Annotated in this window: 24 protein-coding genes and 1 tRNA gene; 14 read left to right on the top strand and 11 right to left on the bottom strand. The window is 62.2% G+C overall.

Features of this window, described 5'->3' with window-relative positions; all coding sequences use genetic code 11:
- Positions 1–52: 52 nt before the first annotated feature.
- The 7 genes from sucD to CVS27_RS12700 all read right to left on the bottom strand — a co-directional run bounded on the left by sucD (position 53) and on the right by CVS27_RS12700 (position 11,240).
- The gene (gene sucD / locus CVS27_RS12730; RefSeq protein WP_103466118.1) at positions 53–955 is read right to left on the bottom strand and encodes a succinate--CoA ligase subunit alpha; all 903 of its coding nucleotides are present in this window, start codon (positions 953–955) and stop codon (positions 53–55) included.
- A gap of 15 nt (positions 956–970) precedes the next feature.
- The gene (gene sucC / locus CVS27_RS12725) at positions 971–2,140 is read right to left on the bottom strand and encodes an ADP-forming succinate--CoA ligase subunit beta (RefSeq protein WP_103466117.1); all 1,170 of its coding nucleotides are present in this window, start codon (positions 2,138–2,140) and stop codon (positions 971–973) included.
- A 172-nt stretch (positions 2,141–2,312) separates the two neighbouring features.
- Positions 2,313–3,056, bottom strand: coding sequence for a hypothetical protein (locus CVS27_RS12720; protein ID WP_103466116.1), 744 nt, complete (start codon positions 3,054–3,056; stop codon positions 2,313–2,315).
- A gap of 84 nt (positions 3,057–3,140) precedes the next feature.
- Positions 3,141–7,085, bottom strand: coding sequence for a beta strand repeat-containing protein (locus CVS27_RS12715; RefSeq protein WP_103466115.1), 3,945 nt, complete (start codon positions 7,083–7,085; stop codon positions 3,141–3,143).
- Positions 7,086–7,163: 78 nt separating this feature from the next.
- Positions 7,164–9,725 carry a DNA helicase PcrA gene (gene pcrA / locus CVS27_RS12710; protein WP_103466196.1) on the bottom strand — a complete coding sequence of 854 codons (2,562 nt, stop codon included), beginning with the start codon at positions 9,723–9,725 and terminating at the stop codon, positions 7,164–7,166.
- Positions 9,726–9,918: 193 nt separating this feature from the next.
- The gene (locus CVS27_RS12705) at positions 9,919–10,254 is read right to left on the bottom strand and encodes a hypothetical protein (RefSeq protein ID WP_103466114.1); all 336 of its coding nucleotides are present in this window, start codon (positions 10,252–10,254) and stop codon (positions 9,919–9,921) included.
- A 137-nt stretch (positions 10,255–10,391) separates the two neighbouring features.
- Positions 10,392–11,240 (bottom strand): inositol monophosphatase family protein, encoded by an 849-nt coding sequence (locus tag CVS27_RS12700; RefSeq protein ID WP_103466113.1) that lies wholly within the window; start codon positions 11,238–11,240, stop codon positions 10,392–10,394.
- Between the two features lie 32 nt (positions 11,241–11,272).
- On the opposite strand from CVS27_RS12700, the gene CVS27_RS12695 reads away from it, so the two are divergent.
- From CVS27_RS12695 to CVS27_RS12675, 5 genes are all read left to right on the top strand, one after another.
- On the top strand, positions 11,273–11,899 hold the full coding sequence (locus CVS27_RS12695; protein WP_103466112.1) for a hypothetical protein: 627 nt from the start codon (positions 11,273–11,275) through the stop codon (positions 11,897–11,899).
- Positions 11,900–11,961: 62 nt separating this feature from the next.
- A tRNA-Arg gene (locus tag CVS27_RS12690) sits at positions 11,962–12,033 on the top strand.
- 83 nt (positions 12,034–12,116) lie between these two features.
- Positions 12,117–13,007: an EamA family transporter RarD gene (gene rarD, locus CVS27_RS12685; RefSeq protein WP_103466111.1), complete on the top strand. Its 891-nt coding sequence runs from the start codon at positions 12,117–12,119 to the stop codon at positions 13,005–13,007.
- A 59-nt stretch (positions 13,008–13,066) separates the two neighbouring features.
- A complete protein-coding gene (locus tag CVS27_RS12680; RefSeq protein WP_103466110.1) occupies positions 13,067–13,402 on the top strand; it encodes a YnfA family protein in 336 nt (111 codons plus the stop codon).
- A 151-nt stretch (positions 13,403–13,553) separates the two neighbouring features.
- Complete coding sequence (locus CVS27_RS12675) at positions 13,554–13,964, top strand: NUDIX hydrolase (protein WP_207767523.1); 411 nt, start codon at positions 13,554–13,556, stop codon at positions 13,962–13,964.
- Between the two features lie 2 nt (positions 13,965–13,966).
- Here the strand turns inward: CVS27_RS12675 and CVS27_RS12670 are convergent, their stop codons facing one another.
- Both CVS27_RS12670 and CVS27_RS12665 read right to left on the bottom strand, forming a co-directional pair.
- Entirely contained in the window at positions 13,967–14,356 is a 390-nt protein-coding gene (locus tag CVS27_RS12670; RefSeq protein ID WP_103466108.1) for a hypothetical protein, read from the bottom strand.
- A 10-nt stretch (positions 14,357–14,366) separates the two neighbouring features.
- Positions 14,367–16,259: an ABC transporter ATP-binding protein gene (locus CVS27_RS12665; protein ID WP_103466107.1), complete on the bottom strand. Its 1,893-nt coding sequence runs from the start codon at positions 16,257–16,259 to the stop codon at positions 14,367–14,369.
- A gap of 305 nt (positions 16,260–16,564) precedes the next feature.
- Here CVS27_RS12665 and CVS27_RS12660 point away from each other — a divergent pair, with 305 nt between their 5' ends.
- The 7 genes from CVS27_RS12660 (at position 16,565) to CVS27_RS12630 (ending at position 20,787) form a co-directional block, all read left to right on the top strand.
- Positions 16,565–17,380 carry a transporter substrate-binding domain-containing protein gene (locus CVS27_RS12660; RefSeq protein ID WP_103466106.1) on the top strand — a complete coding sequence of 272 codons (816 nt, stop codon included), beginning with the start codon at positions 16,565–16,567 and terminating at the stop codon, positions 17,378–17,380.
- A 50-nt stretch (positions 17,381–17,430) separates the two neighbouring features.
- Positions 17,431–18,090, top strand: a complete 660-nt coding sequence (locus tag CVS27_RS12655; protein ID WP_103466105.1) for an amino acid ABC transporter permease — start codon at positions 17,431–17,433, stop codon at positions 18,088–18,090.
- A complete protein-coding gene (locus tag CVS27_RS12650; protein ID WP_103466104.1) occupies positions 18,077–18,880 on the top strand; it encodes an amino acid ABC transporter ATP-binding protein in 804 nt (267 codons plus the stop codon). Before CVS27_RS12655 ends, CVS27_RS12650 begins: the two co-directional genes overlap by 14 nt.
- Positions 18,881–19,032: 152 nt before the next feature.
- Positions 19,033–19,428 (top strand): hypothetical protein, encoded by a 396-nt coding sequence (locus CVS27_RS12645; RefSeq protein WP_103466103.1) that lies wholly within the window; start codon positions 19,033–19,035, stop codon positions 19,426–19,428.
- Positions 19,429–19,473: 45 nt separating this feature from the next.
- The gene (locus tag CVS27_RS12640) at positions 19,474–19,890 is read left to right on the top strand and encodes a hypothetical protein (protein WP_103466102.1); all 417 of its coding nucleotides are present in this window, start codon (positions 19,474–19,476) and stop codon (positions 19,888–19,890) included.
- 50 nt (positions 19,891–19,940) lie between these two features.
- Positions 19,941–20,360 (top strand): hypothetical protein, encoded by a 420-nt coding sequence (locus CVS27_RS12635; RefSeq protein WP_103466101.1) that lies wholly within the window; start codon positions 19,941–19,943, stop codon positions 20,358–20,360.
- Positions 20,361–20,397: 37 nt separating this feature from the next.
- Positions 20,398–20,787 (top strand): hypothetical protein, encoded by a 390-nt coding sequence (locus CVS27_RS12630; RefSeq protein ID WP_103466100.1) that lies wholly within the window; start codon positions 20,398–20,400, stop codon positions 20,785–20,787.
- Between the two features lie 55 nt (positions 20,788–20,842).
- Here CVS27_RS12630 and fdhD read toward each other — a convergent pair whose 3' ends face one another.
- Positions 20,843–21,676 (bottom strand): formate dehydrogenase accessory sulfurtransferase FdhD, encoded by an 834-nt coding sequence (fdhD, locus tag CVS27_RS12625; protein ID WP_103466099.1) that lies wholly within the window; start codon positions 21,674–21,676, stop codon positions 20,843–20,845.
- A gap of 63 nt (positions 21,677–21,739) precedes the next feature.
- Here fdhD and CVS27_RS12620 point away from each other — a divergent pair, with 63 nt between their 5' ends.
- Positions 21,740–24,067 carry an FdhF/YdeP family oxidoreductase gene (locus CVS27_RS12620; RefSeq protein WP_103466098.1) on the top strand — a complete coding sequence of 776 codons (2,328 nt, stop codon included), beginning with the start codon at positions 21,740–21,742 and terminating at the stop codon, positions 24,065–24,067.
- Between the two features lie 85 nt (positions 24,068–24,152).
- Here CVS27_RS12620 and ocd read toward each other — a convergent pair whose 3' ends face one another.
- Positions 24,153–25,181 (bottom strand): ornithine cyclodeaminase, encoded by a 1,029-nt coding sequence (gene ocd, locus CVS27_RS12615; RefSeq protein ID WP_103466097.1) that lies wholly within the window; start codon positions 25,179–25,181, stop codon positions 24,153–24,155.
- Between the two features lie 123 nt (positions 25,182–25,304).
- On the opposite strand from ocd, the gene CVS27_RS12610 reads away from it, so the two are divergent.
- On the top strand, positions 25,305–25,736 hold the full coding sequence (locus CVS27_RS12610) for an Lrp/AsnC family transcriptional regulator (RefSeq protein ID WP_103466096.1): 432 nt from the start codon (positions 25,305–25,307) through the stop codon (positions 25,734–25,736).
- The last annotated feature ends 36 nt before the right edge of the window (positions 25,737–25,772 follow it).

The following is a 25,772-nucleotide window of genomic DNA, read 5'->3' as shown; positions in this document are numbered from 1 at the left end:
CGCCACACCATTAATGGTGCAGGGGCCACGCTTTTTATGCGTTACAGAATACTTACAGTGCTGCGAAAACTTCGCGCAGCAGTGTGGCGGTCTCGGAAGGCGTCTTGCCGACCTTCACGCCAGCAGCCTCGAGGGCTTCCTTCTTGGCCTGAGCGGTTCCTGCGGAGCCGGAGACGATGGCGCCGGCGTGGCCCATGGTCTTGCCCTCGGGAGCCGTGAAGCCTGCAACATAACCAACAACGGGCTTGGTGACGTGGGCCTTGATGTATTCGGCTGCGCGCTCTTCAGCGTCGCCACCAATTTCACCAATCATGACGATGGCCTTGGTCTCCGGGTCCGCCTCGAACGCAGCAAGTGCGTCGATGTGGGTGGTGCCGATGACGGGGTCGCCGCCGATGCCGATGGCGGTGGAGAAGCCCAGGTCGCGCAGCTCGAACATCATCTGGTAGGTCAGGGTGCCGGACTTGGAAACCAAGCCGATCGGGCCCTTCTGGGTGATGTTGTTCGGGGTGATGCCAACCAGTGCTTCACCGGGGGTGATGATGCCGGGGCAGTTCGGGCCGATGATGCGGGTGATCTGGTTTCCGGAAGCGTCAACCTTGGACTGGGCCAGGGCCCAGAACTCGGCAGCGTCCTGTACCGGCACGCCTTCGGTGATGACAACAACCAGCGGAACGCCGGCTTCGATGGCCTCAACAACAGCATCCTTGGTGAATGCCGGGGGAACGAACACGATCGAGACGTCGGCGCCGGTCGTGGCAACAGCCTCGGTGACGGTTCCGAAGACGGGCAGTTCAACGTCGCCGTGAACAACAGTGGTGCCGGCCTTGCGTGCATTCACGCCGCCAACAACCTGGGTGCCAGCCTTGAGCATCAGAGCGGTGTGCTTGGTGCCTTCGCCGCCGGTGATGCCCTGGACGATGACCTTGGAATCTTTATTCAAGAAGATAGACATAAGTTTTCTAAACCTCTACTTTGCTGCGTGGGCGAGTTCGGCAGCCTTGTCGGCGCCCTCGTCCATCGTGGCGGCCAGGGTGACCAACGGGTGGTTGGCTTCGTTGAGGATGCGACGGCCTTCTTCAACGTTGTTGCCGTCGAGACGGACAACGAGGGGCTTGTTCGCAGCAGAACCGAGCTCGGCCAGTGCGCCAACAATGCCCTTGGCAACAGCGTCACAGGCGGTGATGCCACCGAAGACGTTAACAAAGACGCTCTTGACCTGGGGGTCGTTGAGGATGACGTCCAAACCAGCGGCCATGACCTCTGCGGATGCTCCACCACCAATGTCCAGGAAGTTGGCGGGCTTGACGCCACCATGGTTCTCGCCTGCGTAAGCAACAACATCCAGCGTGGACATAACCAGGCCGGCACCGTTGCCGATGACGCCAACTTCGCCGTCGAGCTTGACGTAGTTCAAGTCCGCAGCCTTAGCCTTGGCTTCCAACGGGTCAGCCGCAGCAGCGTCTTCGAGCTTGGTGTGGTGGGGGTGGCGGAAGTCGGCGTTCTCATCAAGAGAAACCTTTCCGTCCAAGGCAACAATGTCGCCAGCGCCGGTGCGAACCAGCGGGTTGACCTCGACCAGTGTTGCGTCTTCCTTAACGAAGACGTCCCACAGCTTGATGATCGCGTCGGCAACCTTGGGAGCGAGCTCCGCGGAGAAGCCAGCAGCGGCGACGATCTCGTCAGCCTTGGCCTGATCGATGCCCACGGCGGGGTCAACGGCGACCTTTGCCAGGGCCTCGGGGCGCTCAACTGCGAGTTCTTCGATCTCCATGCCACCCTCTACCGAGCACATGGCCAGGTAGTTGCGGTTGGCGCGGTCCAGCAATACGGAGAAGTAGAACTCCTCGGCAATGTCTGCACCCTGGGCGATCATGACCGTGTTAACGGTGTGACCCTTGATGTCCATGCCAAGAATGGCGGAGGCGTGCTCGAACGCTTCGTCAGCGGTTTTTGCAACCTTGACGCCGCCGGCCTTGCCGCGGCCACCGACCTTTACCTGTGCCTTGACGACTGTGACGCCGCCAATCTTCTCGGCTGCTGCCTTTGCTTCTTCAGGGGTGTGCGCCACGATGCCGGCCAACACGGGAACGCCGTGAGCCTCAAACATGTCGCGCGCCTGGTATTCAAACAGGTCCACGGATTGGTGTCCTTCTACGTCGAAGTAGTGATTTCGAGGGGCGTTGACCCCTTCCACACATTACCGCGTCGATGTGAAAGCACATACTTGACCAATTCGCCACAGTCATAGCAAGTTATTCACCTCACAAAGAGCCCCTTTTGGTGCCCGACGGCGTTACTTTCCTTACGTTTTACCCTGAGACCGGCGCTGGGCTGCTCTGGGCGGCCGTTGCAGGTGGCTGCCCGGGGCCAAAGATTTCGTATTTTTCGGCGGCGAGGAAAAAGCCCAGCCCGCTGGCCAGATTGGCGCACGCAACGCCGTCGTCCATGGGGGCACAGCGGTAGCCTTGGGATTCCATGGCCGCACCCGGCACCAGGGCGGGGATGCTGCCCATGAGTTGGTTGACGGTTCCGCGGGCACCAAACGCCGCCTCCATGGCCGTCACGCCCGCCCGGCAGCCACCATAGACGGCCTCCTCGGGCAGGAGGGTGGCAACCCCGCCCAGGTAGCCAACATTGCTTCCGGCGCAGCTGTCCTGCACATCGGCGGCATGGACCTGCGGGTAGCTGACCATTTGGCAGTTGACAGCAGGGATGATGGGCGCCGCTGCGTTGGCGCTGTCATTGAAGTTGTTCGGCTCCCACGGCTGGTTCAAGTGCCCCGCCCGTGATGTGGTGAAAACGCAGGCGATGTTGCGAGATTCGGTGATGAACTGCGGCAGCTCGGTGGTGGCTGCATCCTCGCTGGGCTGCGCAACGGGCGTGGCCTTGAGCCTGTCAACGTACGTCAGCGGCGCAGTGGGGCCAGCCGTGGCTGTGGCTTCGCCGCCGCCGACTGGCACGGTAATACAGCCGGCCAAGCTCAGCGCCGCCACTGCAGCCAGCACGCTCCATAACGCAGTTGGGCGGGCGGCCATCCGGTTGGGCTTGTTCATGGAACAAGCTTGCCGCATTGATGGCAGTCCGCCCAACTGTGCACATGATGCTGTGCAATCAGATGCTGTCCAATCAGCCCGTGGCTAGCTGCGGGTGCGCCTGCGCAGGGCCCCCATCGCCAGGAGACCGAGCACCAGGGCGCCACTGCCCACGACCATCCAATGGGTCGTTGTTGTTCCCGTGGTGGCCAGATCGCCGCTTCCTTGGGCCTGGTTCTTCTGCACCGCAGGAGCCGGGGTGGTGGCTGCGGGACTGGTGGGTGCCGGCGTTGGGGTTGGCACGGCTGCCGGAACAATCGTCAGGACCGCGCTCACCTCACTGGTGGAGCCGTACGCATCTTTGACCATCAGGTTGATTTGGAAGTCACCGGTCACGGTGGGAGTCCCGCTCAGCACGCCGGCACTGCTCAGTGCCAGTCCCGCAGGCAGGCTGCCTGCTGCTGCAGCGGCGCGTGCCATCCGCTGGCCCGCGCCGCTCAGGGCGAAGGTATACGGTGCGGTTCCTCCGGTGACAGCGAGCTGGGCTGTGTGGGCCTGCCCGGCCTGGGCCTGGGGCAGTGTGCCTGTCAGTGTCAGAGGCACCGACGGCACTTCCACCGTGTAGTCCCGGCTGGCCGTCACCGGCACGGGGTCATTCGATGTGCCCGTGTCCGTTGTGGTGACGGTGAAGTCGAAGACTCCCACCGCCGTCGGCATTCCCGAAATGATTCCCGTGTCCTGGGCCATTGCCAGTCCTGTGGGCAGGCTGCCTGCTGTGACTGCAAAGGTGAACGGGCCGATTCCTCCGGTGGCCGTCAGCTGTGCCGAGTAGACGAGGCCGGCTGTTGGGACGGGCAACGAGGCCGGACCCACAACAACTGCGGCCGGCTTCACGGAAACGGTGTAGGCCTTGGTGCCGGGGAAGCCGCCAGCGTCCTTGGCCGTGACGGTAAAGCTGGAGCTGCCGTGCACTGTGGGGGTTCCCGAGAGGGCACCGTCCGCGGCCAAGGCCAAGCCGGCCGGCAAGGACCCGGAGGTGACCGCGAAGGCGTACGGTCCCGTACCTCCGGCCGCAGTGAGTTGCTGTGAGTAGCTGCTGCCGGTCTGGCCGCCGGCAAGAGTCCCCGGTGCTACCGCAACGAGGGGAGCAATTGTCAAGGATCCGGTGAGGTTGCTGACGGATCCGTAGGCATCAGTCACCTTCACGGCGACGTCGAAGGTGCCCGCCAGCGTGGGGGTTCCAGTCAGGAGCCCGTTGGCGGCCAGGGACAATCCTGCGGGCAGCGTTTCCTGAGGCTGCAGGGCGAAAGTGTAGGGGCCTGTTCCACCGCTTGCCGCCAGTGCGCCCGTGTAGGCGCTGCCAACGTGGGCCTGCGGCAGCTGCCCCATCAGCTGGAGCGGAACCGACGGCACCACCACGGTGTAACTGCGGTTCACCGACGCTGGGTTGGCGCCGCCTGCTGTGGCAACGTCCGTTGAGGTGACAGTGAAGCCGTAGCTGCCCACCGCCGTCGGAGTTCCCGAGATGAGACCCGTGCCCGTGTCCAGCGACAGTCCCGTGGGCAAGGTGCCGGAGGTGATTGCGTAGCTGAATGTCCCGTAGCCGCCAGTGGTGGCCAGCTGCGCCGAGTAGGCGTCACCGGCGGCGGGGGCGGGAAGGGATGCCGGCCCCAGGACCAGCGCAGCCGGCGTGCTGAACAGGCTGTACATCCGCGAACCCGTGAAGCCGTACCTGTCTGTGGCGGTGATGGTGAAGTTTTTGGTGCCGGGTGCAGTGGGCGTCCCCGCAAGTTTGCCCGCCGCCGTCAGGGTCAACCCTGCCGGCAATGAGCCCGCGGTCACCGCAAAACTGTGCGGTGCGGTCCCGCCTGTTGCACCAGCATCAACGGCGTAAGCTGCGCCAACATTGGCTCCCGGCAATGTTGCTGGCGTGACGGCGATGACCGGTGCCGCAACGGTGAGGGTGAAACTGTTGGTCGATTCCAATGTGCGGGCGTCCGTCACCTTGATGCCCACGGTGAAGGGCCCGGAAACCGTTGGGGTGCCGCTGAGCAAACCTGCGCTCGACAGGCTCAGGCCCGCTGGCAGTGCGCCCGAAACAACGGAGAAGACATACGGTGCCACACCTGTTGCCCCGCTGAGCTGCTGGGAGTAGGCAGTGCCTGCCGTTCCGCCGGGCACGGTGCCAGGTGTGATGGAGGGAAGTGTTGGAGCGTTCACCGTGAATGAGTAGAACCTGGCGCCGATGGCGGGCCCGGTGCCTGTGCTGCTGTCAGTGGCAGTGATGGTGAAATTTGACGTTCCGGAGACGTTGCTTGTCCCGGACAATGTGCCGTTGGATGCCAACGTGATTCCGCGGGGCAAGGCACCGGCCGTTACGGCAAAACTGTAGGGGCCAACACCGCCGCTGGCTGTCACGCTGCCGGAGTAGGGACTGTAGGCCGTGGTGGCGGGAAGGGTGGTTGGCCCAACGGTGAATGACGATGTGGCCACAACCAGCTGGTAGGCGACTGTACTTTCCCGGCCACGGGAGTCGGTGACAGTGATGCCCACGGGGAAGGTGCCACTGGCTGTTGGTGTGCCCGAAATCAGTCCTGCACCGCTCAAACTCAGGCCTGCCGGCAGAGAGCCGGAAGCAATGGCGAATGTGTAGGGTGCAACGCCGTTGCCGCCACTCAACTGTTCCGAGTAGACTTTCCCGGCCCCAGCGTTGGGTAACGTGGCGGGCGTGATGGTGGGTAGCTGTACGGGCGCAACGGTGACGGAATAGGCTCGAGAGCCCGAATAGCCGGTGCCGCCCGTGCTGGAGTCCACGGCTGTGACTGTGAAGTTGTACTGCCCCGCAGCGGCTGGTGTTCCCATGAGGGCGCCGGCCGATGACAGCGTCAGTCCTGCGGGCAGTGCCCCGGCAGTGACGGTGTACGCATAGGGGGCTGTCCCGCCATTTGCGGTGACTGTTGCGGATACAGGGTCAAGCGCCCGCATCGCCGGCATGACTGTTGGCGCAATGCCTATGGTCGGCGCAGCCACCGACAGGGAGTAGGCCCGAGCCCCCTGCCAACCGCCGGCGTCGATGGCCCGGATCGTGAAGTTGAAGGTGCCACCAGCGGTGGGCGTGCCGCTGAGGACTCCAGCGGAGCTCAAGCTCAAGCCGGCGGGCAGGGAACCTGCTGTAATTGCGTAGCTGTACGGGCCAATGGCTCCGGATGCGGAGATTGTTTGGCTATATAGGAGCCCAATCTGTGCGGCCGGCACGGTGCTGGGCCCCACGGAAATGGTCGGGGCCGCAACGGCAAGCCCCAGGTTCCTGGCCGCAGTCTTGCCCTGTGCATCGGCGACTGTCACGGCTGCAGTAAATGTCCCAGCTTTCGTGGGCGTTCCCGAGACGACACCGGCTGCGGACATGCTGAGCCCCGCGGGAAGTCCCGTGGCGCTGAAGCTCAAGGGGGCGGTGCCGCCACTCGCGGCGACGGTGCTGCTGTAGGCAGCACCGTAGACGCCCTGCGGAAGTGAAGAGGTGGTGATTGCCGGAAGGTCCGCCTCGAGGGCCACCGTGCCCAGGCTCGTGGTCACGCTGACGTTGGCGGTGACACCGGCGCCCGGATTGTCGCTGGCCAGCACCAGGTACCAGGTCTGGTCCGGAAAATCCGGAAGTTCGGAGTTGTTGTAGCCGGTGTTGGTGACTATTGCCTGTCCGGCGGGCTGGTTCCAGGCATAAAAGTAGCAATTGCCAATGTACGGTTCTGCTTGGAAGACGCCTTGGAACAGCGTGGCCGTGACGGGGCCGGATGTTGTGACGTTCAGCCCCATTGCCATGTTGCCCACACCCTTGGTGGAGTACTTGACCACCGCATAGTGCGCCGTGGTGTCGGATTGGCTGCAGCTGCCGGCACCAATGCGGTTCATGGTGGGTGAGGACGAGTTGATGCTCACCACTGTGGAAGCGGTTGCGGCCTGCGCAGGCAAGGCGACCACCCCCACCGATGTGAGACTTAGCAAAAGGGCCAATAAAATGCCCATGACAGAGGTGGAGCGGACACGCGAGACCATGACGTTCCTAGGGTTTATTCGGTTGTTTTCACCCCAGCTAAGCAGCTACGCAAACCACAAACCATAGACCTATGTCCCCTAGTCGATTTTCACCACGGGCGCGTACCGCAGCAAAAGGCGCTTCTCACCAATGCTGAAACGCACCTTGGCCACCGTTTTATCCCCCACCCCGGTGACTTCCAGGACTGTGCCATCACCAAAGGAGGTGTGGTTGACCTTGTCCCCCACACTGACCGAGATCACTTCCTTTTGCGGCTGCACCCGCCCGGCTGCCGTGCGGGCTGAAATGCTCGGCGGCAGGATGCCAGAATCCCGGCCGCCCACGGCAGAGCCCGCACCCCAGGATGATCCCGAGTAGCGGCTGGTGCCAAATTCTCCTGCCGGCGGTGCCACCCGTGCGGTGCCTTCGCGCTTCCACTCGATCAGTTCGGCCGGGACTTCATCAATGAACTGGCTGGGCGGGTTGTACTGGCTCTGCCCCCACAGGCTGCGCACCTCTGAGCGGGTCAAATACAGGCGCTTGCGTGCACGGGTCAGCCCCACATATGCCAAACGCCGCTCTTCTGCGAGCTCCTTGGGATCCGTTGCCGAGCGCGAATGCGGGAACAATCCGTGTTCCATGCCGGTCAGGAAAACTACCGGGAATTCCAGGCCCTTGGCCGTGTGCAGCGTCATGAGCGTGACAACACCCAGCCGTTTCGCCTCGGCCACGGCTGCAGCAGCCTCGGCCTCGGACCCGCCGGGGGCATCGGGGATCTGGTCGGCGTCAGCCACCAGCGAGACCTGCTCCAGGAACTCCCCCAGCGTGCCTTCAGGGTTTTCCTGCCCAAATTCCCGCACGACGGCGAGAAGTTCAGCCAGGTTTTCCACGCGGGACTCATCCTGGGGGTCAGTGCTGTTACGCAACGCTGCCAGGTAGCCGCTCTGCTCCAGGACAGCTTCCAGCGCCGTGGCGGGGCTGGCGGTGGCCGCCACCTCGCCAAGGTCCGCCATCATCTTGGCGAAAGCATTGACAGCGTTCAGGGAGCGCGAGGCAATGCCGGGCGCTTCCTCGGCACGGGCCAGGGCAGCCGAGAAGGAAATTCTTTCCCGTTCGGCCAAGGCCGCCACGGCACCCTCCGCGCGGTCGCCGATCCCCCGCTTGGGTTCGTTGAGAATCCTGCGCAAGTTCACGTCGTCGTCCGGGTTGACCAGGGCACGCAGGTAGGCCAGGGCGTCCTTGATTTCCTTGCGCTCGTAAAAGCGCGTGCCGCCCACCACCCGGTACGGCAGGCCCACGCGGACCAGGATGTCCTCAATGGCGCGGGACTGGGCGTTGGTGCGGTAGAAAATGGCCACGTCACCGGGACGAATGTCAGTCTCGTCCTGGAGCCTGTCAATCTCCTTGGCGATGAAGCGGGCCTCGTCGTGCTCGGACTCGGCAACATAGCCCACGATCTTCTCGCCGTCACCCTCTGCCGTCCACAGGCGCTTCTCGCGACGGTTGGGGTTGCGGGAGATCACGGCGTTGGCGGCGCTGAGAATGTTCTGCGTGGAGCGGTAGTTCTGCTCCAACTTGATGGTGTCCGCGGACGGGTAGTCCTGCTCAAACTCCACAATGTTGCGGATATCGGCCCCGCGGAAAGCGTAGATGGACTGGTCGGAGTCGCCCACCACCGTCAGCTCCGCCGGGGTAACGGGGATCGAGCCTGACGCGACTTTGTCAACGTGGTCGGTGCCCACAATTTCCTTCACCAGCGCGTATTGCGCATGGTTGGTGTCCTGGTACTCGTCCACCAGCACGTGGCGGAAGCGGCGCCGGTAGTACTCGGCAACGCCGGGGAAGGCCCGGAACATGTACACGGTCTGCGCAATGAGATCGTCAAAGTCCATGGCGTTGGCCTGGCGCAGGCGCTGCGCGTAACCCTTGTAAACTTCCGCCACAGCGGCCTCGAAGGGCTCGTTGAAGTTGGTGTTCATGGAGTTCTCATCCTCATCGATGAGCTCATTCTTCAAGGCCGAAATCTTGTGCATCATGGCCTTGGGCGCAAACTTCTTCGGATCCAGGTCCAAGCCCTTGGAAACCAGTGTGATCAGGCGCAGCGAATCCGACGAGTCATAGATGGAGAAGTTGGAATTGAGCCCAATGACCTTTGCCTCGCGGCGTAAAATCCGCACACAGGAGGAATGGAAGGTGGAAATCCACATGGACTTCGCGACGTCGCCAATGAGCGCCTCGATGCGCTCACGCATTTCCGCGGCAGCCTTGTTAGTGAAGGTGATGGCCAGAATCTGGCCAGGATGCGCCTGCCCCGTAGCCAGCAAATACGCGATCCTGTGGCTGAGCACCCGGGTCTTCCCCGAGCCGGCCCCCGCCACAATCAGCAGCGGCGCACCGGTGTGAACCACTGCCGCTTCCTGCTGCGGGTTCATGCCCTCAAGCAGCTCGGCCGGATCCGGCCACTGGCGCGCGGCAGCAACAGGCCCGGCACCATACTGCTCATCCTGCGCGAACGGCTGGGGCGGCGTTGGCACCCCAGCGTCGCCAAATTCGGGCGCGTCAGCACCGGGATCGTCCTGCTCAAAAGGCTGCCACACTGGCAGTCCGGCGCCGGGACTAGGCGTAGATTTGGGCTTTTGCGGGTAAGGGTCAAACAACATATCCATGGTGGCATCCAGTCTAGTTGCCCCCGCTGACATTCCCCACGCCCTCCCATCTGCTCGCAGATCCCAACCGTGTGGCCAATGACGAGACGCTGTCACCTCGGAGGGCTCGCACCGGCAGCATGCTTCGCTCCATGCTGGCCCTTGTCAGAACCAATACGAAGGCGGCCCATGCCACCTACTCAACGAGCTATATGCGAAAGGGCTCGGGCCTGGTGTCTGGTTCTCGCGAGTCGGCCGCTGCCTTGTTAACTTGGAAGCTTTCCTGATCGTCATTCTTGATGGGGTTCAGTGGACTGGGAAGCGAGTCAATCTTTGTGAGCGCACGATGGATGCCAACGAGCGTCATGATGAGACCAGTCAGTCCGGTCAGCAGTCCGATGATTCCCCAGACAGCTCCACCGCCGTCGCTGCCAGAGTAAGAGGATGATTCGGTAATCTCGTAAGCCCAACCAAAGGTTGATACGAGGAAACCAATGACAAGGAGGAGGATTCCCCACACGGTAAGGTCTGCTGATTTAGGCATCAGACAATTCTAGGCCACACCCAGCATCTTGGAGCGGACAGCACCACGTTCCGCCCGCGCCTAGCGGCGCGAGGATCTGTGCCCCCGTCGTTCGACTGAAAAATGTAGGCAGCGGAAAGAATCCCTGTCTGTGTAGGTCAGGCTGGCAGGGTGCCCTGTTCCAGCGCCGCCTTGATTTGCGCCACGGCGGCAGCTGGCCCCGCCATGAACCAGTCAAGACCATTGACCCGGACGACGCCGGTGTCCCCGCCTGCCGCCGCAACGATCCCCTTGCCGGGGAGCCAGTCCCAGGACGGGCAGCTGTGTTGGAACCACACACCCAACTCCCCTTGAGCCACCCGGGCCAGGTCGCAGGACCCCGAACCGAGCATGCGCAGGGTGCCCGGGAGGACAGCCGCCTGCTGCCAAGGCAGAGCAGCCCTGGGTTCGGCCAGCCAGGTCGGGTGCAGGTAGGAGCCGGCGGAGAGCTCGGCCAGTTCGTGGCGTGCATCAACATGTATGGGTTGGCCATTGAGCGTTGCCTGATAGGCCGAACCTCCCAACCACAACTTGTCCTCCTGGTGTTGGTACACACCGCCCAGCAGCACCTCGGCGTCACTGAGCGTGTCCGGCGTCGCACTTGTTCCAGCAGGCAATTGGGCCAGGGCAAGGGCTGCACACCAGTAGGTGGATCCGCTGGCGAAGTTGAAGGTTCCATCCACCGGGTCAATGACCCAGACGCGGCCCGAGTTGCCTGTGAAACTGGCGCCTTCCTCGCCCACAATGGAATCGTCCGGGCGGGCACGGCGCAATTGCGTGAGAATGTACTCCTCCGCGGCCAGATCGGCGGCAGTGACAAAGTCCGAGGCGTTGCTCTTGATCCGGCCGCCGTCGCGGAGACCGCCCAGGCTTTCGGCGCGGATAGCGTGGGCCAAGGCTCCAGCGTGGCGGAGCAGCTTCGTCGCCAATTCGATGTCGTTGAGCGCGGGGTCAAGTTCTGTTGCCATGGCACCAGCCTAATCTGGGCGATAATGGTTTCATGGCTAAAACTCCCGCTCAACGTGCCGCAAAACACGGTGGGGCCGCTACTCCGCCCAGCGCGCCCGTGATCAATTCCAGCACCTTGCGTTCACCGCAAAAGGCGCAGAACAACGCGAATCTGCTGCTCATTGCCGGTTCCGTGGCGAGTTTGTTCCTGTTCTGGTACTTCCATTTGTGGACGCTGAATCAGATGACTGACCTCTCCGGCGGCCTGGCCATGCCGGATTCCATGATTTTCGGCTTTGACGTCGCCCACATTGAGGCGCTGCGGGCGGCCATGGATTCCGACGCCATGGGCCAGCTGCAATTTGTTCACAAGACCGCCGGGACTCTGTTCCCGCTGGTGTTTGCCCTCAGCGCCCTGACCTTGATCGCCATCAATGTGGCCCAGAAGGCTGTACGCCGCGTGTTGTGGGTGTTCCCCATCTTGTTTGCCGTGGTTCAGCTGTGGGCCAATATTGCCATCGACAACATGCTCGGTGCCGAAAAAATTGATCCCTCAGCCGTCTCCTTGGCCTCGGCATTGGTCACCGCCAGCTGGTTCCTGCTGGTGCTTTCGATGGCCGGACTGGGTGTGGCTTTGTTCCTTGGACGAAAGAAAAAGGCTGTCCCCGCCGAGGGGTAGCGGGCCCCGCTCCTGACACTCGTTTTTTGCTTGGTTGCCAGTTCCGCTAGGCTTGGTGACGCGCCTCTGTAGTCCAATGGATAAGACAGCCCTCTCCTAAAGGGCAAATCCGGGTTCGATCCCCGGCGGGGGCACTCTTTTCTTCCCGCAAGGCCCATGCTGGCGCCGTTTTTGGGCCACCAGTTTCCTTGCGGCTGTGAACCGTGAGGATCCTGTGATGAGCACTGGCACAGCTGCCCGCGGCGTGGCAGTCTCCATCACGGCGTCGGTCCTCTTTGCGGTGATCTTCCTGCTCGCGGGCCTGCTGCCAGGCTGGGGCGCCGAAGAAATCTTTGGCTGGCGCGTTGTGCTCACACTTGCCACACTGGCCTGCATCTTCCCTTTCCTTGGCGCGGCACGTGCCGAGCTGGGCACCCTCGTGACGCGTGTTCGACGTCGTCCGTCCCTCCTGGTGCCGGGCGTCCTGGCCGCAGCGATGGTGGGTGTGCAGCTGTGGCTTTTCATGTGGGCGCCGCTGAACAATATGGCGTTGTCGGTGTCCTTTGGCTACTTCCTGCTGCCGCTGACCATGGTGCTCGCTGGCCGGGTGTTCTTTGCCGACAAGCTCAGCGTGCTGCGCAAACTTGCCGTTGGCGCCGCAGCACTGGGCGTGGCCCATGAGGCTGTTGCGGCCGGCGGGCTGGCCTGGCCCACCCTGCTGGTCTGCTTGGGCTACCCCGTGTACTTTGTGCTGCGCCGCAAGATCGGCTTCGACAATCTGCCGGCCTTCGCCGCCGAGCTGTTGTTGCTGCTGCCGCTGGGCAGCTACTTCATCCTGACGGGTCCGCACGGCATATCTTCCGGCGGCCTGGGAAACCTTGACGGCGTTTGGATGGCTTGGGCCATCGGCGTGCTGGGCGGGATCGCCATGGCCCTGTACCTCTTGGCCAGCAAATGGCTGCCGCTGTCCTTGTTTGGCCTGCTCAGCTATGTGGAACCGGTACTGCTCGTTGTGGTCTCCTGGATCTTGGGGGAAACACTGGGCTGGGCTTCCCTGCTGACATATGGGCCCATCCTGCTGGCATTGTTGTTCCTGGCTGTGGACGGACGCCGCGGAGTCCTTCGCTAAGCTGCCCTCACGCTTTGCGTTACACCCTGGGCTCACACCGTCGCCTGCGAGAATGGGGCATGACAGTCACCAAAACCATCATCTTGTTTGTCCTGGCAGCAGTGGCAGAGATCGGCGGCGCCTGGTTGGTGTGGCAGGGCGTCCGCGAGGACAAGGCGTGGTGGTGGGCGGCGCTGGGCGTGGTGGCTCTTGGCGCCTACGGTTTCATTGCAGCGCTGCAGTCCGACGCCAATTTTGGCCGGGTTCTTGCGGCCTACGGCGGGGTGTTCATTGTCGGATCCCTCATCTGGGGGATGATCTTCGACAAATTCAGCCCCGACCGCTGGGACATCACCGGGGCCCTTATCGCCATGGTGGGCGTCAGCGTCATCATGTTCGCTCCGCGCCCCGCCTGAAGGGCACCTCCCACGACCCGCGCGCCTGCCTGCCTGCCTGCCGAACGGGCAGTAGTTGTTGATGTTCCCGCCAAACATCAACAACTACTGCCCGTTCGGCAGGCGAGATGGGAGAGAATCGCCGGCTCCGGGGTTGGATAGGATCGAAGGCGTGAAGAATGTTCTGAAAGTTTCAGCAGTTTGCGTTTATGACCCCGCCGGAAGGCTCCTGACAGTCCGCAAGGCTGGCACCAGCAAGTTCATGCATCCCGGCGGCAAGCCTGAGCTCGGCGAAAGCGCAGCCCAGGCGGCTGTCCGCGAATTGTCGGAAGAAGTGGGCATCCATGTCGACGCGGCCGCCCTGGAACTCATGGGCGTTTGGCACGGCACAGCCGCCAACGAATCCAACACCGATATTGAGGCAACAGTGTTCACGGCGCCAGGCAGCTGGGATGCGCAAGCAGTGCTTCCCACCGCCGAAATAGCTGAGCTGCGCTGGATGGACGTAGCCGCAGGCGCGGACTTTGACGACCTCGCACCGCTGCTAACTGAGTTCGTCCTCCCCCGGCTGAACAGCAACTAAAACTAAAACTGACCCGCAGAAAACGCCGAAAAATAGAGGAAATCCCCGATTTTTCGGCGTTTTCTGCGGGTCAGTTGCTGGGCGGCGTTGCCGCGCCAGTGGCCCCTGAAAATTCTGCCGTGGCTTATGCGCAGCCGCGGAAACCAGTGCGGCGCAGCTGTGACACTGGCGCCATGCCCGGTATCAGTGGCGCCCATGGCCAAAGCGGCACCAACTCTTAGGCTGTCGCATAAGCTGCCAGCACAGCGCATAAGCGCCGGTGGTTCACTGAGTTCGTCCTCCCCCGGCTGAACAGCAACTAAAACTAAAACTGACCCGCAGTAGTGGTCGAAAAACGCCGCGAAATCGCGATTTTTCAGCCACTTCTGCGGGTCAGTTGAATGCCTGGACACCAGAGTCCTGTTACTTCTCCTCGGCCTCGATCACGGCGGCCACGGCCTGGGCAAACTGGGTTCGGTGCAGTTCGGCGTAGCGCCCATCGCGAACGATGAGCTCGTCGTGGGTTCCCTGCTCCACGATGCGCCCGGCTTCCAGCACCAAAATGGCGTCCGCTGAACGGATCGTGGAGAGCCGGTGCGCAATGACCAAGGCTGTCCGCCCCTCCAACGCCTCGGCCAAAGCGGCCTGAACTGCCACCTCATTCGTGGAGTCAAGGGCGGCTGTGGCCTCGTCCAAAATCACCACGGCGGGTTGCACCAGCAGCAATCGGGCGATCGTCAGGCGCTGGCGCTCACCACCGGAAAGCCGGTAACCTCGCTCGCCCACCACTGTGTCCAAACCGTCCGGCAGCGCCTCCGCGAAAGCCGAGAGGCGCGCCCTTTTCAGCACGTCCCAAATCTCCCCATCCGTGGCCGTGGGCTTGGCCAGGCGCAGGTTGGAACGGATCGATTCGTGGAACAGGTGCCCGTCCTGGGTGACCATGCCCACCCCTGCGCGGAGACCGTCAAAGGTCAGGTCCCGCACGTCCACGCCGCCAATGCGCACACTGCCGGAATCGACGTCGTACAGGCGCGAAAGAAGCTGCGCAATGGTCGACTTGCCCGCACCGGAGGAACCGACCAAGGCAATGGTCTGCCCCGGCTCGGCACGGAACGAAATCCCGTGCAGCACGTCGTCGCCGCCGCGGGTGTCCAGCACCGCCACGTCCTCCAGTGAAGCCAGCGAGACCTTGTCGGCCGAGGGGTAGGCGAACGTCACGTCGGAGAATTCAATGCCCAGTCGCCCGGCGGGGACCGAGATAGCGGTTGCCTTCTCGGAGATTAGCGGCTTCAGATCAAGAATTTCAAACACCCTGTCAAAGCTGACCAGCGCGCTCATGATGTCCACCCGGGCGTTGGCCAGGGCCGTGAGCGGCGCGTAAAGGCGGGTCAGCAGCAGGGCCAGTACGACGACGTCGCCCGCGTTGAGTGCCCCCTCGATGGCCAAGGTGCCGCCCAGGCCATACACGAGCGCCAGGGCCAGGGAGGAAACCAGCATGAGAGCCGTGAAGAACACAAACTGCATGACGGCAGTGCGCACGCCAATGTCGCGAACCCTGTTGGCCCGCGCAGCAAATTCGCGCGATTCCTCGGCCGGGCGTCCAAACAGCTTCACCAGTGTGGCTCCCGGTGCGGAGAAACGCTCCGTCATCTGGGTGCTCATGTCGGCGTTCAGATCCGCGGCCTCACGGCGCAGACCGGCCAGTCGGCGGCCAAAACGGCGGGCCGGCATCAAAAAGATGGGCAGCAGAACCAGTGCCAGCAAGGTCACCAGCCAGGAGGTGTTCAGCATGACAATGAGCGTCAAAACCAGCTGCACCGAGTTGGACACAATGCCGGAGAGGGTGCCGGAGAAGGCCTGCTGGGCGCCAATCACATCGTTGTTGAGCCGGCTCACCAAGGCACCGGTGCGGGTCCGGGTGAAGAAAGCTATGGGCATGCGTTGCACGTGGTCAAACACCGCCGTGCGCAGATCCAAGATCACGCTCTCCCCAAGGTTGGCCGAGATCCACCGGATCACCAGGGACAGCCCGGCATCCAAAACCGCCACGATGGCAATCAGGACGGCCAACCGCACCACCACATCGACGGCAGTCTTGGCCACAATCGCATCGACCACCTGGCCGGCAAGCACCGGAGTGGCCACCGCCAGAGCAGCTGAAAACACCGAAAGAACCACAAAAACCAGCAGTTTCCGGCTATACGGCTTGGCAAAACGGATAGTCCGGCGCAAGGTGTCCTCAGAGATTCCACCATTGCTCTTGTCCGAGCGCATGGAACTCCAAAGTGAGCTCCAGGCCGCGCCTTCCATACTCATGCGTGTAGTCCTTAATCATTAAGAGGGCAAGCTACCAGCCTAATCCTCCTAGTGGTGCCAAGGGAATTCCCGGCTCCATGCTTCCGCGCAACATTCAGCACACGAGGCAGCATGCAGGGAACCTGCAATGTCGCCGGGTACCCTAAATATCTTCTGTGAGTCAATTCACGTTCTTAACAATTGCGTCATATGATGAAATATTGCCTCTTGTTTTGAGGTTTAGCAATGATAGCGTCCATTCATGGGCCGTCCGTGACCCACCATCTTCGCGGGCACACGAACCTGCACAGCAAAGGAACACTGAAATGAATCGTCGGAGCTTTGGACTCGTTGGCTTACTCGCTGCAGCATCGATTGCCCTTGCTGCCTGCGGCGGCACCGGAACCACTGGCGCCGGCACCGACTCCGGCACGGACACGTCCCTGAGCCAGGTCAAGGACGCCGGGGAGATTGTGTTCGCCACGGAAGGCACCTACAAGCCGTTCAGTTTCCATGAGGGTGGCGCCGGGGACTTGACCGGGTACGACGTCGAGGTTGCCACGGCTGTTGCTGCCAAGCTGGGGGTCAAGGCCAAGTTTGAGGAAACCCAGTTTGACTCCATCTTTGCCGGGCTGGAGTCCAAGCGCTTTGACGCCATCGCCAACCAGGTCACTGTGAACCCCACCCGCCAGGAAAAGTACGAACTGTCCACCCCCTACACGGTGTCCAGGGGCGTGGTGGTGACCAAGGAAGACAACACTGACATCTCCAGCATCGCTGATCTCAAGGGCAAGACCACCGCGCAGTCACTGACCAGCAACTGGTACACCCTGGCCATTGACAGCGGCGCGAACGTGGAGGCCGTAGAAGGCTGGGCCCAGTCAGTGACGTTGCTCAAGGACGACCGTGTCGACGCCATTGTCAATGACAAGCTCACGGTTGTGGACTACCTGAAAACCAATCCCGGCTCGGGATTGAAGATCTCCGCCACCACCGAGGAATCCTCCGATTCCTCCTTCGCCTTCCGCAAGGGCGCCAAGGCCCTCAACGACGCCGTCAACACGGCGTTGGCGGATTTGGCCGCCGACGGCACGTTGACCACCCTGAGTGAAAAGTACTTTGACGAAGACTTCAGCAAGTAAGTCCGGTCGCCTTGAATACAGTTCCCCGATGCGCGGGTTAGAGTTCAGCCATGGACTTTGACTTGTTCTGGAGTTCCCTTGGTCCGCTCCTGCTGGGGGCAGTCAAGGGCACCATTCCGCTGGCGCTGGCCTCCTTTGCACTGGGGCTGCTGATCGCCCTGCTGGTGGCTGTGATGCGCATCAGCACCAGCAAACTGGCCAATGGCGTGGGCCGAGTGTATGTCTCGCTCATCCGCGGCACTCCCCTGCTGGTGCAGCTGTTCGTGATCTTTTACGGGCTGCCCGCTGTGGGCGTGAAGATCGATCCCTGGCCCAGCGCCATCATCGCCTTCTCCCTCAATGTTGGCGGTTACGCCGCAGAGGTCATTCGCGCAGCCATCCTTTCGGTGCCCCAGGGGCAGTGGGAGGCCGGCCACATGATCGGGATGTCGCGCAACCAGACGCTGCTGCGCATCATCTTGCCCCAGGCCGCGCGGGTTTCCGTCCCGCCGCTATCCAACACGTTCATCTCGCTCGTGAAGGACACCTCCCTGGCGTCGTTGATCCTTGTGACAGAGATGTTCCGGGTGGCCCAGCAGGTGGCGGCGTTCAGTCAGGAATTCATGCTGCTTTACTTGGAGGCCGCCATGATTTACTGGGTGATCTGCCTTGCCCTGTCAACCGCCCAGACCCGCGTGGAAAAGAGGTTGGACCGCTATGTCGCCCACTGATTCAGTTCTTCAAGTTCGGGGCCTGAGCAAGTCCTTCGGCGCCAACACCGTGTTGCGCGGCATTGACTTGGATGTCCCCCGCGGCAAGGTGGTGGCCCTGATTGGTCCTTCCGGTTCCGGCAAAACCACCATTCTGCGCTCGCTCAATGGCCTGGAGCTGCCCGACGCCGGTTCCGTCACCGTGGGTGCCAGCGGCGGCACCAGCACCGGCGTCGAGCCTCAGCGGCCGTCACTGACCCTTGATTTCGATGCCAAGGTGAGCCCCAAGGAGGTCGCGGCCCTCCGCGACCGCAGCGCCATGGTTTTCCAGCACTACAACCTGTTCCCGCACATGACGGTGCTGCAAAACGTCATCGAGGGCCCGGTTCGGGTGCAAAAGCGTCCGCGCGCAGAAGTTGTGGCGGAGGCCGATGCCCTGCTCAAGCGTGTGGGCCTGTTCGAGAAGCGCGACTCCTACCCCTTTGAGCTCTCCGGCGGACAGCAGCAGCGCGTGGGCATTGTCCGCGCGCTGGCGTTGAAGCCGCAGCTGCTGCTTTTTGATGAGCCCACTTCTGCTCTGGACCCGGAGCTGGTGGACGACGTCCTGGCCGTCATCAAGGAACTGGCGGATGAGGGCTGGACCATGGTGATTGTCACCCATGAGCTTGCCTTTGCCCGCCAAACAGCCGACGAGGTGGTGTTCATGGACGGTGGCGTGGTGGTGGAGCGCGGCCCGGCCAGCCAAGTGCTGCGCAAGCCGCAGGAAGAGCGCACCCAGCAGTTCATTCGCAGGCTGCTGCACGAAATCTAGCGCCCCTGCCTCAGGCTCTGCTCCGGCCATGGGGTGTTGTGCCCATCGAAGCAGCTGCGGTGCTGGCGTAGCGTGGCATCCAAGTACACATCTGCCGCGGACGGCTCGCCAATTATTGGATGATTCTGTGGCAACAAACAAGGGATCCCCTGTTGCGACGAATCATTGCAGTTGTTCTGACTTTCATGGCGGCCGCCCTCTTGGTTAGTTGCAGTAGCGGCTCCACGGTCGTCAAAAACGTGGATTCAGCTTTGAGTCAGGTGCCCGGCGTTGTCTCGGTCAAGACCGAATACAAAAACAACGCGGGCGTGAGCAAACGCATCACTGTACGCATCACGGCTTCCCCTGACTCGGTTCTGGAAACCGTGCTGGATGACTCCCTGCTTGCCTTTGCAGGTGCTTCGGACTCCACCAGGGGGACCATTTCCGTGTCGTACTACGTCTTCCCCGAGGGCGATGAGGAAAACGGGATCCGCCCCGACGCCTTCGGTCTGGGTGTGACACCCACGGTGCAGGAAATTCGGGACTATGCCAGCTCAAACGGCTAGCTTTCGGGTCAACCCGGACAACTAATTCCCCCAAGGAGCCACCACTTGCTGCATAAACTAGGCGCTGCCATCTTTGCCGCCCTGCTCGTCTTTTCGCTGGCCGCCTGCAGCTTGGGCAATCCGCAGAAAGCCGGAGACACCTTTGTGGCCGACGCGAGCGCTGCCATTGATGCAGTACCCAATGTTGTGAGCAACAAGACCCGGTTCACCGATCCCGGTGGCATGGGCGCCGTCATCAATGTTCGGATCACAGCTGTTGAACATACCGACCTCGACGCCGTCTTGCGGGATTCATTGCACGCTTTTGCCGACGCGTCAGGATCCCTCAAGGGCGTGAGCAGGGTTGAGTTCTACGTTTTCCCCGAGGGCGAAGCGGACAACGGTATCCGGCCGGACGTGCTGGGTCTGTCGCAGTCGCCCACGGTGCAGGAAATTCGGGACTACACCAGCTCAAACGGTTAGCCACCGACGTACGCCAGAACTACAACAACTCTTCAGAAGGAACCCAGCACATGTTCAAGAAGACCACCATGTTCATTCTCATGGGACTGCTCGCATGGACGCTGGCCGCCTGCGGAGGCGGAAGCGGCAAGACGGGCGATTCCGGCACCGTGGCAGTGAATCTGAAGGCCGCAATCTCCCAAGTTGCCGACGTCGTGGAAGTGAGGGCGAGATACAACGTCAACACCGGCATGGGATCCACAGCAAGTGTGCTCATCAAGGCAGCTGCCGGGACCGAGTCACTGGAGACGGTTCTGCGCGATTCCCTCATCGCCTTTGCCGGCGCTTCTGCTGGCATGAGACCGAGCACGAGTCTCTCATTCCAAGTGACCGAGGAGGGGCAGGCGAACACCATCAACCCCACAGCAGTCGGACTGCGGCAGTCACCGTCGGTCCAGGACATCATCGATTTCGCGAACAATGCAGAGTAGACCGAACCGCTCCTTACTGGGCTTACTCACCACAATTGTGGTTTTCACGCTGTTCCTGGCTGCGTGCGGAAGCGGCAAAACGGGCGATTCCGGCACCGTGGCGGAGAGCATCAAGGCCGCCATATCGTCGGTGCCTGGCGTAGCCGAAGTTGAGGCCCGCTACAACGTGAACACGGGCATGGGCTCAACCCTGAGCGTCCGCATCCAGGCCGACGCCGGAACCGCAATCCTTGAGCCCGTCATGACCGAATCATTGATGGCCTTCGCCGGTGCCACCCGCGAAATCAAGGAACTCAATCCACGGATGGGCATTTCCTTCCAGGTCACCGATGTGGGCCAGGAAAACACCATCAATCCCACGGCAGTCGGCCTGCCGCAACGGCCCACGATCCCCGAGATCATCGACTTCGCCAACAATGGAGGTTAGTCCGATCCGTGCAACGTTGAGCGCCGACAGCTGACGTCCGAAAGTCCGGCTCGTATCAGCCCACGCGCCCCGCGTGCGTGTACACATTCAGCGTGTTGCCGCGGCTAAAACCCACTAGAGTCACCCCGGCGCTCTGCGCCAGTTCCACCGCTAGGGACGACGGCGCACTCACGGCCGCGAGCACCGGAACCCCTGCCATCGCGGCCTTTTGAACGAGCTCAAAGGAGGCCCGTCCGGACACCTGCAAGATGGTGTTGGACAGCGGCAGTTGCTTGTCCCGGAACGCTGCGCCAATGACCTTGTCCACGGCGTTATGACGGCCCACGTCCTCGCGCAAGGACAGCAGCTCGCCGTCGGGGGCGAACAAGCCTGCCGCGTGGACGCCGCCGGTCTTATCAAACAGTTTCTGCTGTTCGCGCAGGATCTCCGGCAGGCCGGCCAGCACGTCCGCAGCAATCAGCGGCTCCGCGACAGCAGCCGCCATGCCAAAGTGCGAGGACTTCCGCACAGCATCGATGGAGGCGGTGCCGCAGATTCCGCAGGCGCTGGAGGTTGTCACATGGCGTTGGGCAGCGGGCAGCGGCAGGGCCACGTCGGGGCGCAACTGGGCTTCAACAACATTGAAGGTCTGCTTCCCGTTTTCATCCTCACCGGCGCAAAACCGCAGCGAAATAAGCTGCTCGGGCTCAAAGATGATGCCCTCCGAAAGAAGGAACCCGGCCACCAGATCAAAGTCGTCGCCCGGGGTGCGCATCGTCACGCTGAAGGAATCGTGCCCCAGCCGAATCTCCAGCGGCTCCTCCACGGCAAGGGCTTCCTCACGCACCACCCTGCGGCCGCCGGCAATATCAATCCTGGTGGCCTTGACCCGTTGGACCAGTCGTCCCATTCCATCCTCCAAAAAACAATAACGTCTAAGATCAGACTAGATCCTCAACGGTGAAGGGACCCCATGGCTGGCAAAGCGCCCCAGGAAAACATTGACGAAGCACAACTGCGCGTCACTGACGTTCAGAAGAAGGCCGTGGGCATCCCCGGCGTCGTGCACGCCCTGGAAGTATCCCTCAAGCAGATGGGGCCGATACGAAGCGCCCAGGCGCTGCTCAAAATCAATCAAAAAAACGGCTTCGACTGCCCCGGCTGTGCCTGGCCCGAGGAAGACAAACGGCACAAGGCCGAGTTTTGCGAAAACGGCGCCAAGGCCGTTGCCGAGGAAGCCACCAAGAGGCGCGTGCCGCCGCAATTCTTCGCCGAACACAGCGTCAGCGAGCTGCGCGGCTGGGATGACTTCCGGCTGGGCCAGCAGGGCCGACTGACCGACCCCATGTTTCTGGCCGAGGGAAGCGAGAACTACGTGCCGGTTTCCTGGGACTTCGCACTGGGGCTGCTGGCCGACGAGCTCAAGGCGCTCAAGGATCCTAATGAAGCCATTTTCTACACCTCGGGGCGCACCTCCAACGAGGCAGCATTTCTGTACCAGCTCATGGTGCGCGGACTGGGCACCAACAACCTGCCCGACTGCTCCAACATGTGCCACGAATCCAGCGGCTCGGCCCTGACGGAGACCATCGGTATTGGCAAGGGCTCGGTGTCACTGGAGGACATTTACCAGGCTGAACTGATTTTGATCGCCGGGCAAAACCCCGGCACCAACCATCCGCGCATGCTGACAGCCTTGGAAAAAGCCAAGAAGAACGGCGCCGTCATTGTTGCCGTCAACCCGCTGCCCGAGGCCGGGCTGATGCGTTTCGAAAACCCCCAAACCGTGCGCGGGCTGGTGGGTGGCGGCATTGCCCTCGCCGACGACTTCCTGCAGATCAAGCTCGGCGGGGACCAAGCATTGTTCCAGGGCTTGGGCAAATTTCTGCTCGAGGAACAGCGCCGGCCCGGATCCGAGCATGCCGGCCGCGTGTTCGACACCGCGTTCATCGACTCCCACACCACGGGTCTCGGCGAGTACTTGGAGCAGTTGGAGACCGTCACCTGGGCTGAAATTGTCACCGCCTCCGGTCTCAGCGAAGACCAGATCCGGGCCACCGGCCAGCGGCTGCTCGCGTCCAAGGCCACGGTTGTCTGCTGGGCCATGGGCCTGACCCAGCACAAGCATTCCGTGGCCATGCTCCGCGATGTGGTCAACCTGCTGCTCCTGCAAGGCAACATTGGCAAGCCCGGCGCCGGCGTGTGCCCGGTCCGCGGCCACTCCAATGTTCAAGGCGATCGAACCATGGGCATTTTTGAGCGCATGCCAGCAAAATTCCTCGACGCCCTTGATGCGGAATTCTCCTTCGCCTCACCCCGCGCCCACGGCTTTGACACCGTGGCTGCCATCGAGGCCATGCGCGACGGCAACGCCGGCGTCTTTCTGGGCATGGGCGGCAATTTTGTGCGCGCCACCCCAGACTCAGATGTCACCGAAAAAGCACTCGGAAACCTCTCACTGACCGTGCAAATCTCCACCAAACTGAATAAGTCGCACCTGGTCACGGGCAAGCAGGCACTGATCCTGCCAACGCTTGGCCGCACCGAACGCGACGCGCAGGCTGGCGGCGACCAGCGCGTCACCGTTGAGGATTCCATGAGCGCCGTGCACGCCTCGCGCGGGCGTCTGGCCCCGGCGTCGAAGAACCTGCTCTCCGAAGTGGCCATCGTGTGCCGGCTCGCAGCACTGCTTTTTGAAACGGACGACGGCGGCACCCGCCCCGGCGCGCCCCTCGCCGATTGGAGCGCCTTGGCAGGGGACTACAGCCTGATCCGGAAGCATATTGCCGCCGTCGTGCCAGGTTTTGAGGATTTTGAGGCCAAGATCGAGCAGCCCGGCGGGTTTGTTTTGCCGCACGGGCCGCGCGATTCCAGGTCCTTCGCCACGGCGTCGGGGCTGGCCCATTTCACCGCCAATACGCTGGAATACCCCAAGGTCCCGGCTGGTCGGCTGCTCCTGCAGACCCTGCGCTCCCACGACCAATACAACACCACCATCTATGGCAAGGATGACCGGTACCGCGGCATCAAGAACGGGCGCCGGGTGGTCTTTGTGAACAAAAACGATCTGGATGCCTTGGGCATTGCCGACGGCGCCATGGTGGACCTGGTGTCGGAATGGAAGGACGGCGTTGACCGCCGGGCCCCAGACTTCCGTGTGGTGGCGTATTCCACCCCCGTTGGCTGTGCCGCGGCCTACTACCCGGAGACCAATGTCCTGGTGCCGCTGGATTCCAAGGCCGACATCAGTGGCACCCCCACCTCCAAATCAGTGGTCATCCGTCTGGAGCCCGTTAGCTAGTCAAGGACGGCGGCAGACCGCCCCCTCCTTACCCCGGCGCTCGCGCAGCCGTGAGTGCCGGGCCGTCCGCTCCGGCCAGGGGTCATTACCCGGTGGGAGCCAGAACGCCCATGAGGCCGAACAGGTCTTTGGGGTTCGCGGGATTCGCCACCAGGTCAATCTCTGCGAAGAACTCGGTGCCGTCCACTGAATCGCGGACAAAGCGCAGGGCCGAAAAATCCTCGACAGCGAATCCCACCGAGTCGAAGATAGTCACCTGGTCACGGGCAACGCGGCCAGCGGCCTGCCCGGACAGCACCCGCCAAAACTCCGTGACGGGAAATCCCACGGGCAGCTGCTGAATTTCTCCCTCAATGCGGGTTTGGGGCTCAAACTCAACAAAGACACTGCCTCTCTGCAGGATGGCGGCCTCAAGTTCCGTCTTGCCGGGGCAGTCCCCACCGATGGCATTGATGTGGACGCCCGCTTCCACCATGTCAGCGGTGAGAATGGTGGCCTTGGTCTTGTCTGCCGTGCAGGTGGTGATGATGTCCGCCCCCCGGACAGCTGCCATGGCCGACTCGGCCAGGGTGATGTCAAAACCAAGCGGGCGCATGTTGCGCACAAATTTCTCCATAGCCGCCGGGTCGGTATCCCACACCGTAAGTTTTTCAATCCCCAGAACACCGCGAAACGCCAGTGCCTGGAATTCGGACTGGCTCCCGGTGCCGACTAGGGCGAGGTGGCGGGAATCTGTCCGGGCCAGTTTCTTGGCCACCATGGCCGAGGTTGCAGCAGTGCGCAGCGCCGTCAATAGCGTCATTTCCGACATGAACGTTGGGTAGCCATTGTGCACATCAGCCAGCACACCAAATGCCGTGACAGTTTGAAACCCACGCATAGGGTTTGAGGGGTGGCCGTTCACGTACTTAAAGGCATAGCTGTCATGGTCGGCGGTGGGCATCAGCTCAATCACGCCAAACGGGGTGTGGCTGGCCACGCGAGGAGTCTTGTCAAACTCCTCCCACCGCCGAAAATCATCGGCAAGGTATTCCACCATCTCAGCCATAATGGTTTCCGGACCGCGCGCGGCAACCCAGCGAATCATATTTTGAACATCCACAAAGCGCGTCATGGGGCTTCCTTCACATAGTTTCCTTCACTGTACGGCGCAGCGATTTGCATGTTCAATGGGCAAATCACTCACATTCCGCATGGTTTGTGCACAGAATGTAGCACCGCGCTATACAATTTGCGCATGACCACCCTTGATGATCTGGACCGGGCACTGCTGTCAGCACTTCGTGAGAACGGCCGAGAACCCGTGGCCGGCCTGGCAAGACGGCTTGGCGTTTCGCGGGCAACCGTCAACAGCAGGCTTGAGAGGCTCCTGGCTTCCGGCACTGTGGTTGGCTTCTCCGTGCGTGTGCGTGATGAGCTGGATCCTTTAGCCATTCGCGCCATCTCCCTCATAGAAGTGGAAGGCAGGGCCACAGACCAGGTCATCGGCCAGCTGAAGGGGCTGGCCGAGATCCGCGCTTTGCACACCACCAATGGTGCCTGGGACCTGGTGGCAGAGTTGGGTGCGGAAAACCTGGCAGATTTTGACAAGGTTCTGGGCAAGATCCGTTCCATCCCGGGTGTTGTCAACAGTGAGACCAGCCTGTTGCTCAGTTCCGTGCTGCGATAGCGTTGAGGAAAAACGCCCCACTACTGCGCGAGCGTT

The organism is Arthrobacter glacialis, assembly GCF_002909445.1.
Lineage (GTDB): Bacteria > Actinomycetota > Actinomycetes > Actinomycetales > Micrococcaceae > Specibacter > Specibacter glacialis.
This window is presented reverse-complemented; position numbering and strand designations above follow the sequence as displayed.

What these genes read in the sequence shown, in the direction of transcription:
- sucD (WP_103466118.1), bottom strand. Translation starts at nt 955, where the DNA reads ATGTCTATCTTCTTGAATAAAGATTCCAAGGTCATCGTCCAGGGCATC.
- CVS27_RS12720 (WP_103466116.1), bottom strand. Translation starts at nt 3,056, where the DNA reads ATGAACAAGCCCAACCGGATGGCCGCCCGCCCAACTGCGTTATGGAGC.
- CVS27_RS12715 (WP_103466115.1), bottom strand. Translation starts at nt 7,085, where the DNA reads ATGGTCTCGCGTGTCCGCTCCACCTCTGTCATGGGCATTTTATTGGCC.
- pcrA (WP_103466196.1), bottom strand. Translation starts at nt 9,725, where the DNA reads ATGTTGTTTGACCCTTACCCGCAAAAGCCCAAATCTACGCCTAGTCCC.
- CVS27_RS12705 (WP_103466114.1), bottom strand. Translation starts at nt 10,254, where the DNA reads ATGCCTAAATCAGCAGACCTTACCGTGTGGGGAATCCTCCTCCTTGTC.
- CVS27_RS12700 (WP_103466113.1), bottom strand. Translation starts at nt 11,240, where the DNA reads ATGGCAACAGAACTTGACCCCGCGCTCAACGACATCGAATTGGCGACG.
- CVS27_RS12695 (WP_103466112.1), top strand. Translation starts at nt 11,273, where the DNA reads ATGGCTAAAACTCCCGCTCAACGTGCCGCAAAACACGGTGGGGCCGCT.
- rarD (WP_103466111.1), top strand. Translation starts at nt 12,117, where the DNA reads ATGAGCACTGGCACAGCTGCCCGCGGCGTGGCAGTCTCCATCACGGCG.
- CVS27_RS12680 (WP_103466110.1), top strand. Translation starts at nt 13,067, where the DNA reads ATGACAGTCACCAAAACCATCATCTTGTTTGTCCTGGCAGCAGTGGCA.
- CVS27_RS12665 (WP_103466107.1), bottom strand. Translation starts at nt 16,259, where the DNA reads ATGAGTATGGAAGGCGCGGCCTGGAGCTCACTTTGGAGTTCCATGCGC.
- CVS27_RS12660 (WP_103466106.1), top strand. Translation starts at nt 16,565, where the DNA reads ATGAATCGTCGGAGCTTTGGACTCGTTGGCTTACTCGCTGCAGCATCG.
- CVS27_RS12655 (WP_103466105.1), top strand. Translation starts at nt 17,431, where the DNA reads ATGGACTTTGACTTGTTCTGGAGTTCCCTTGGTCCGCTCCTGCTGGGG.
- CVS27_RS12650 (WP_103466104.1), top strand. Translation starts at nt 18,077, where the DNA reads ATGTCGCCCACTGATTCAGTTCTTCAAGTTCGGGGCCTGAGCAAGTCC.
- CVS27_RS12635 (WP_103466101.1), top strand. Translation starts at nt 19,941, where the DNA reads ATGTTCAAGAAGACCACCATGTTCATTCTCATGGGACTGCTCGCATGG.
- fdhD (WP_103466099.1), bottom strand. Translation starts at nt 21,676, where the DNA reads ATGGGACGACTGGTCCAACGGGTCAAGGCCACCAGGATTGATATTGCC.
- CVS27_RS12620 (WP_103466098.1), top strand. Translation starts at nt 21,740, where the DNA reads ATGGCTGGCAAAGCGCCCCAGGAAAACATTGACGAAGCACAACTGCGC.
- ocd (WP_103466097.1), bottom strand. Translation starts at nt 25,181, where the DNA reads ATGACGCGCTTTGTGGATGTTCAAAATATGATTCGCTGGGTTGCCGCG.
- CVS27_RS12610 (WP_103466096.1), top strand. Translation starts at nt 25,305, where the DNA reads ATGACCACCCTTGATGATCTGGACCGGGCACTGCTGTCAGCACTTCGT.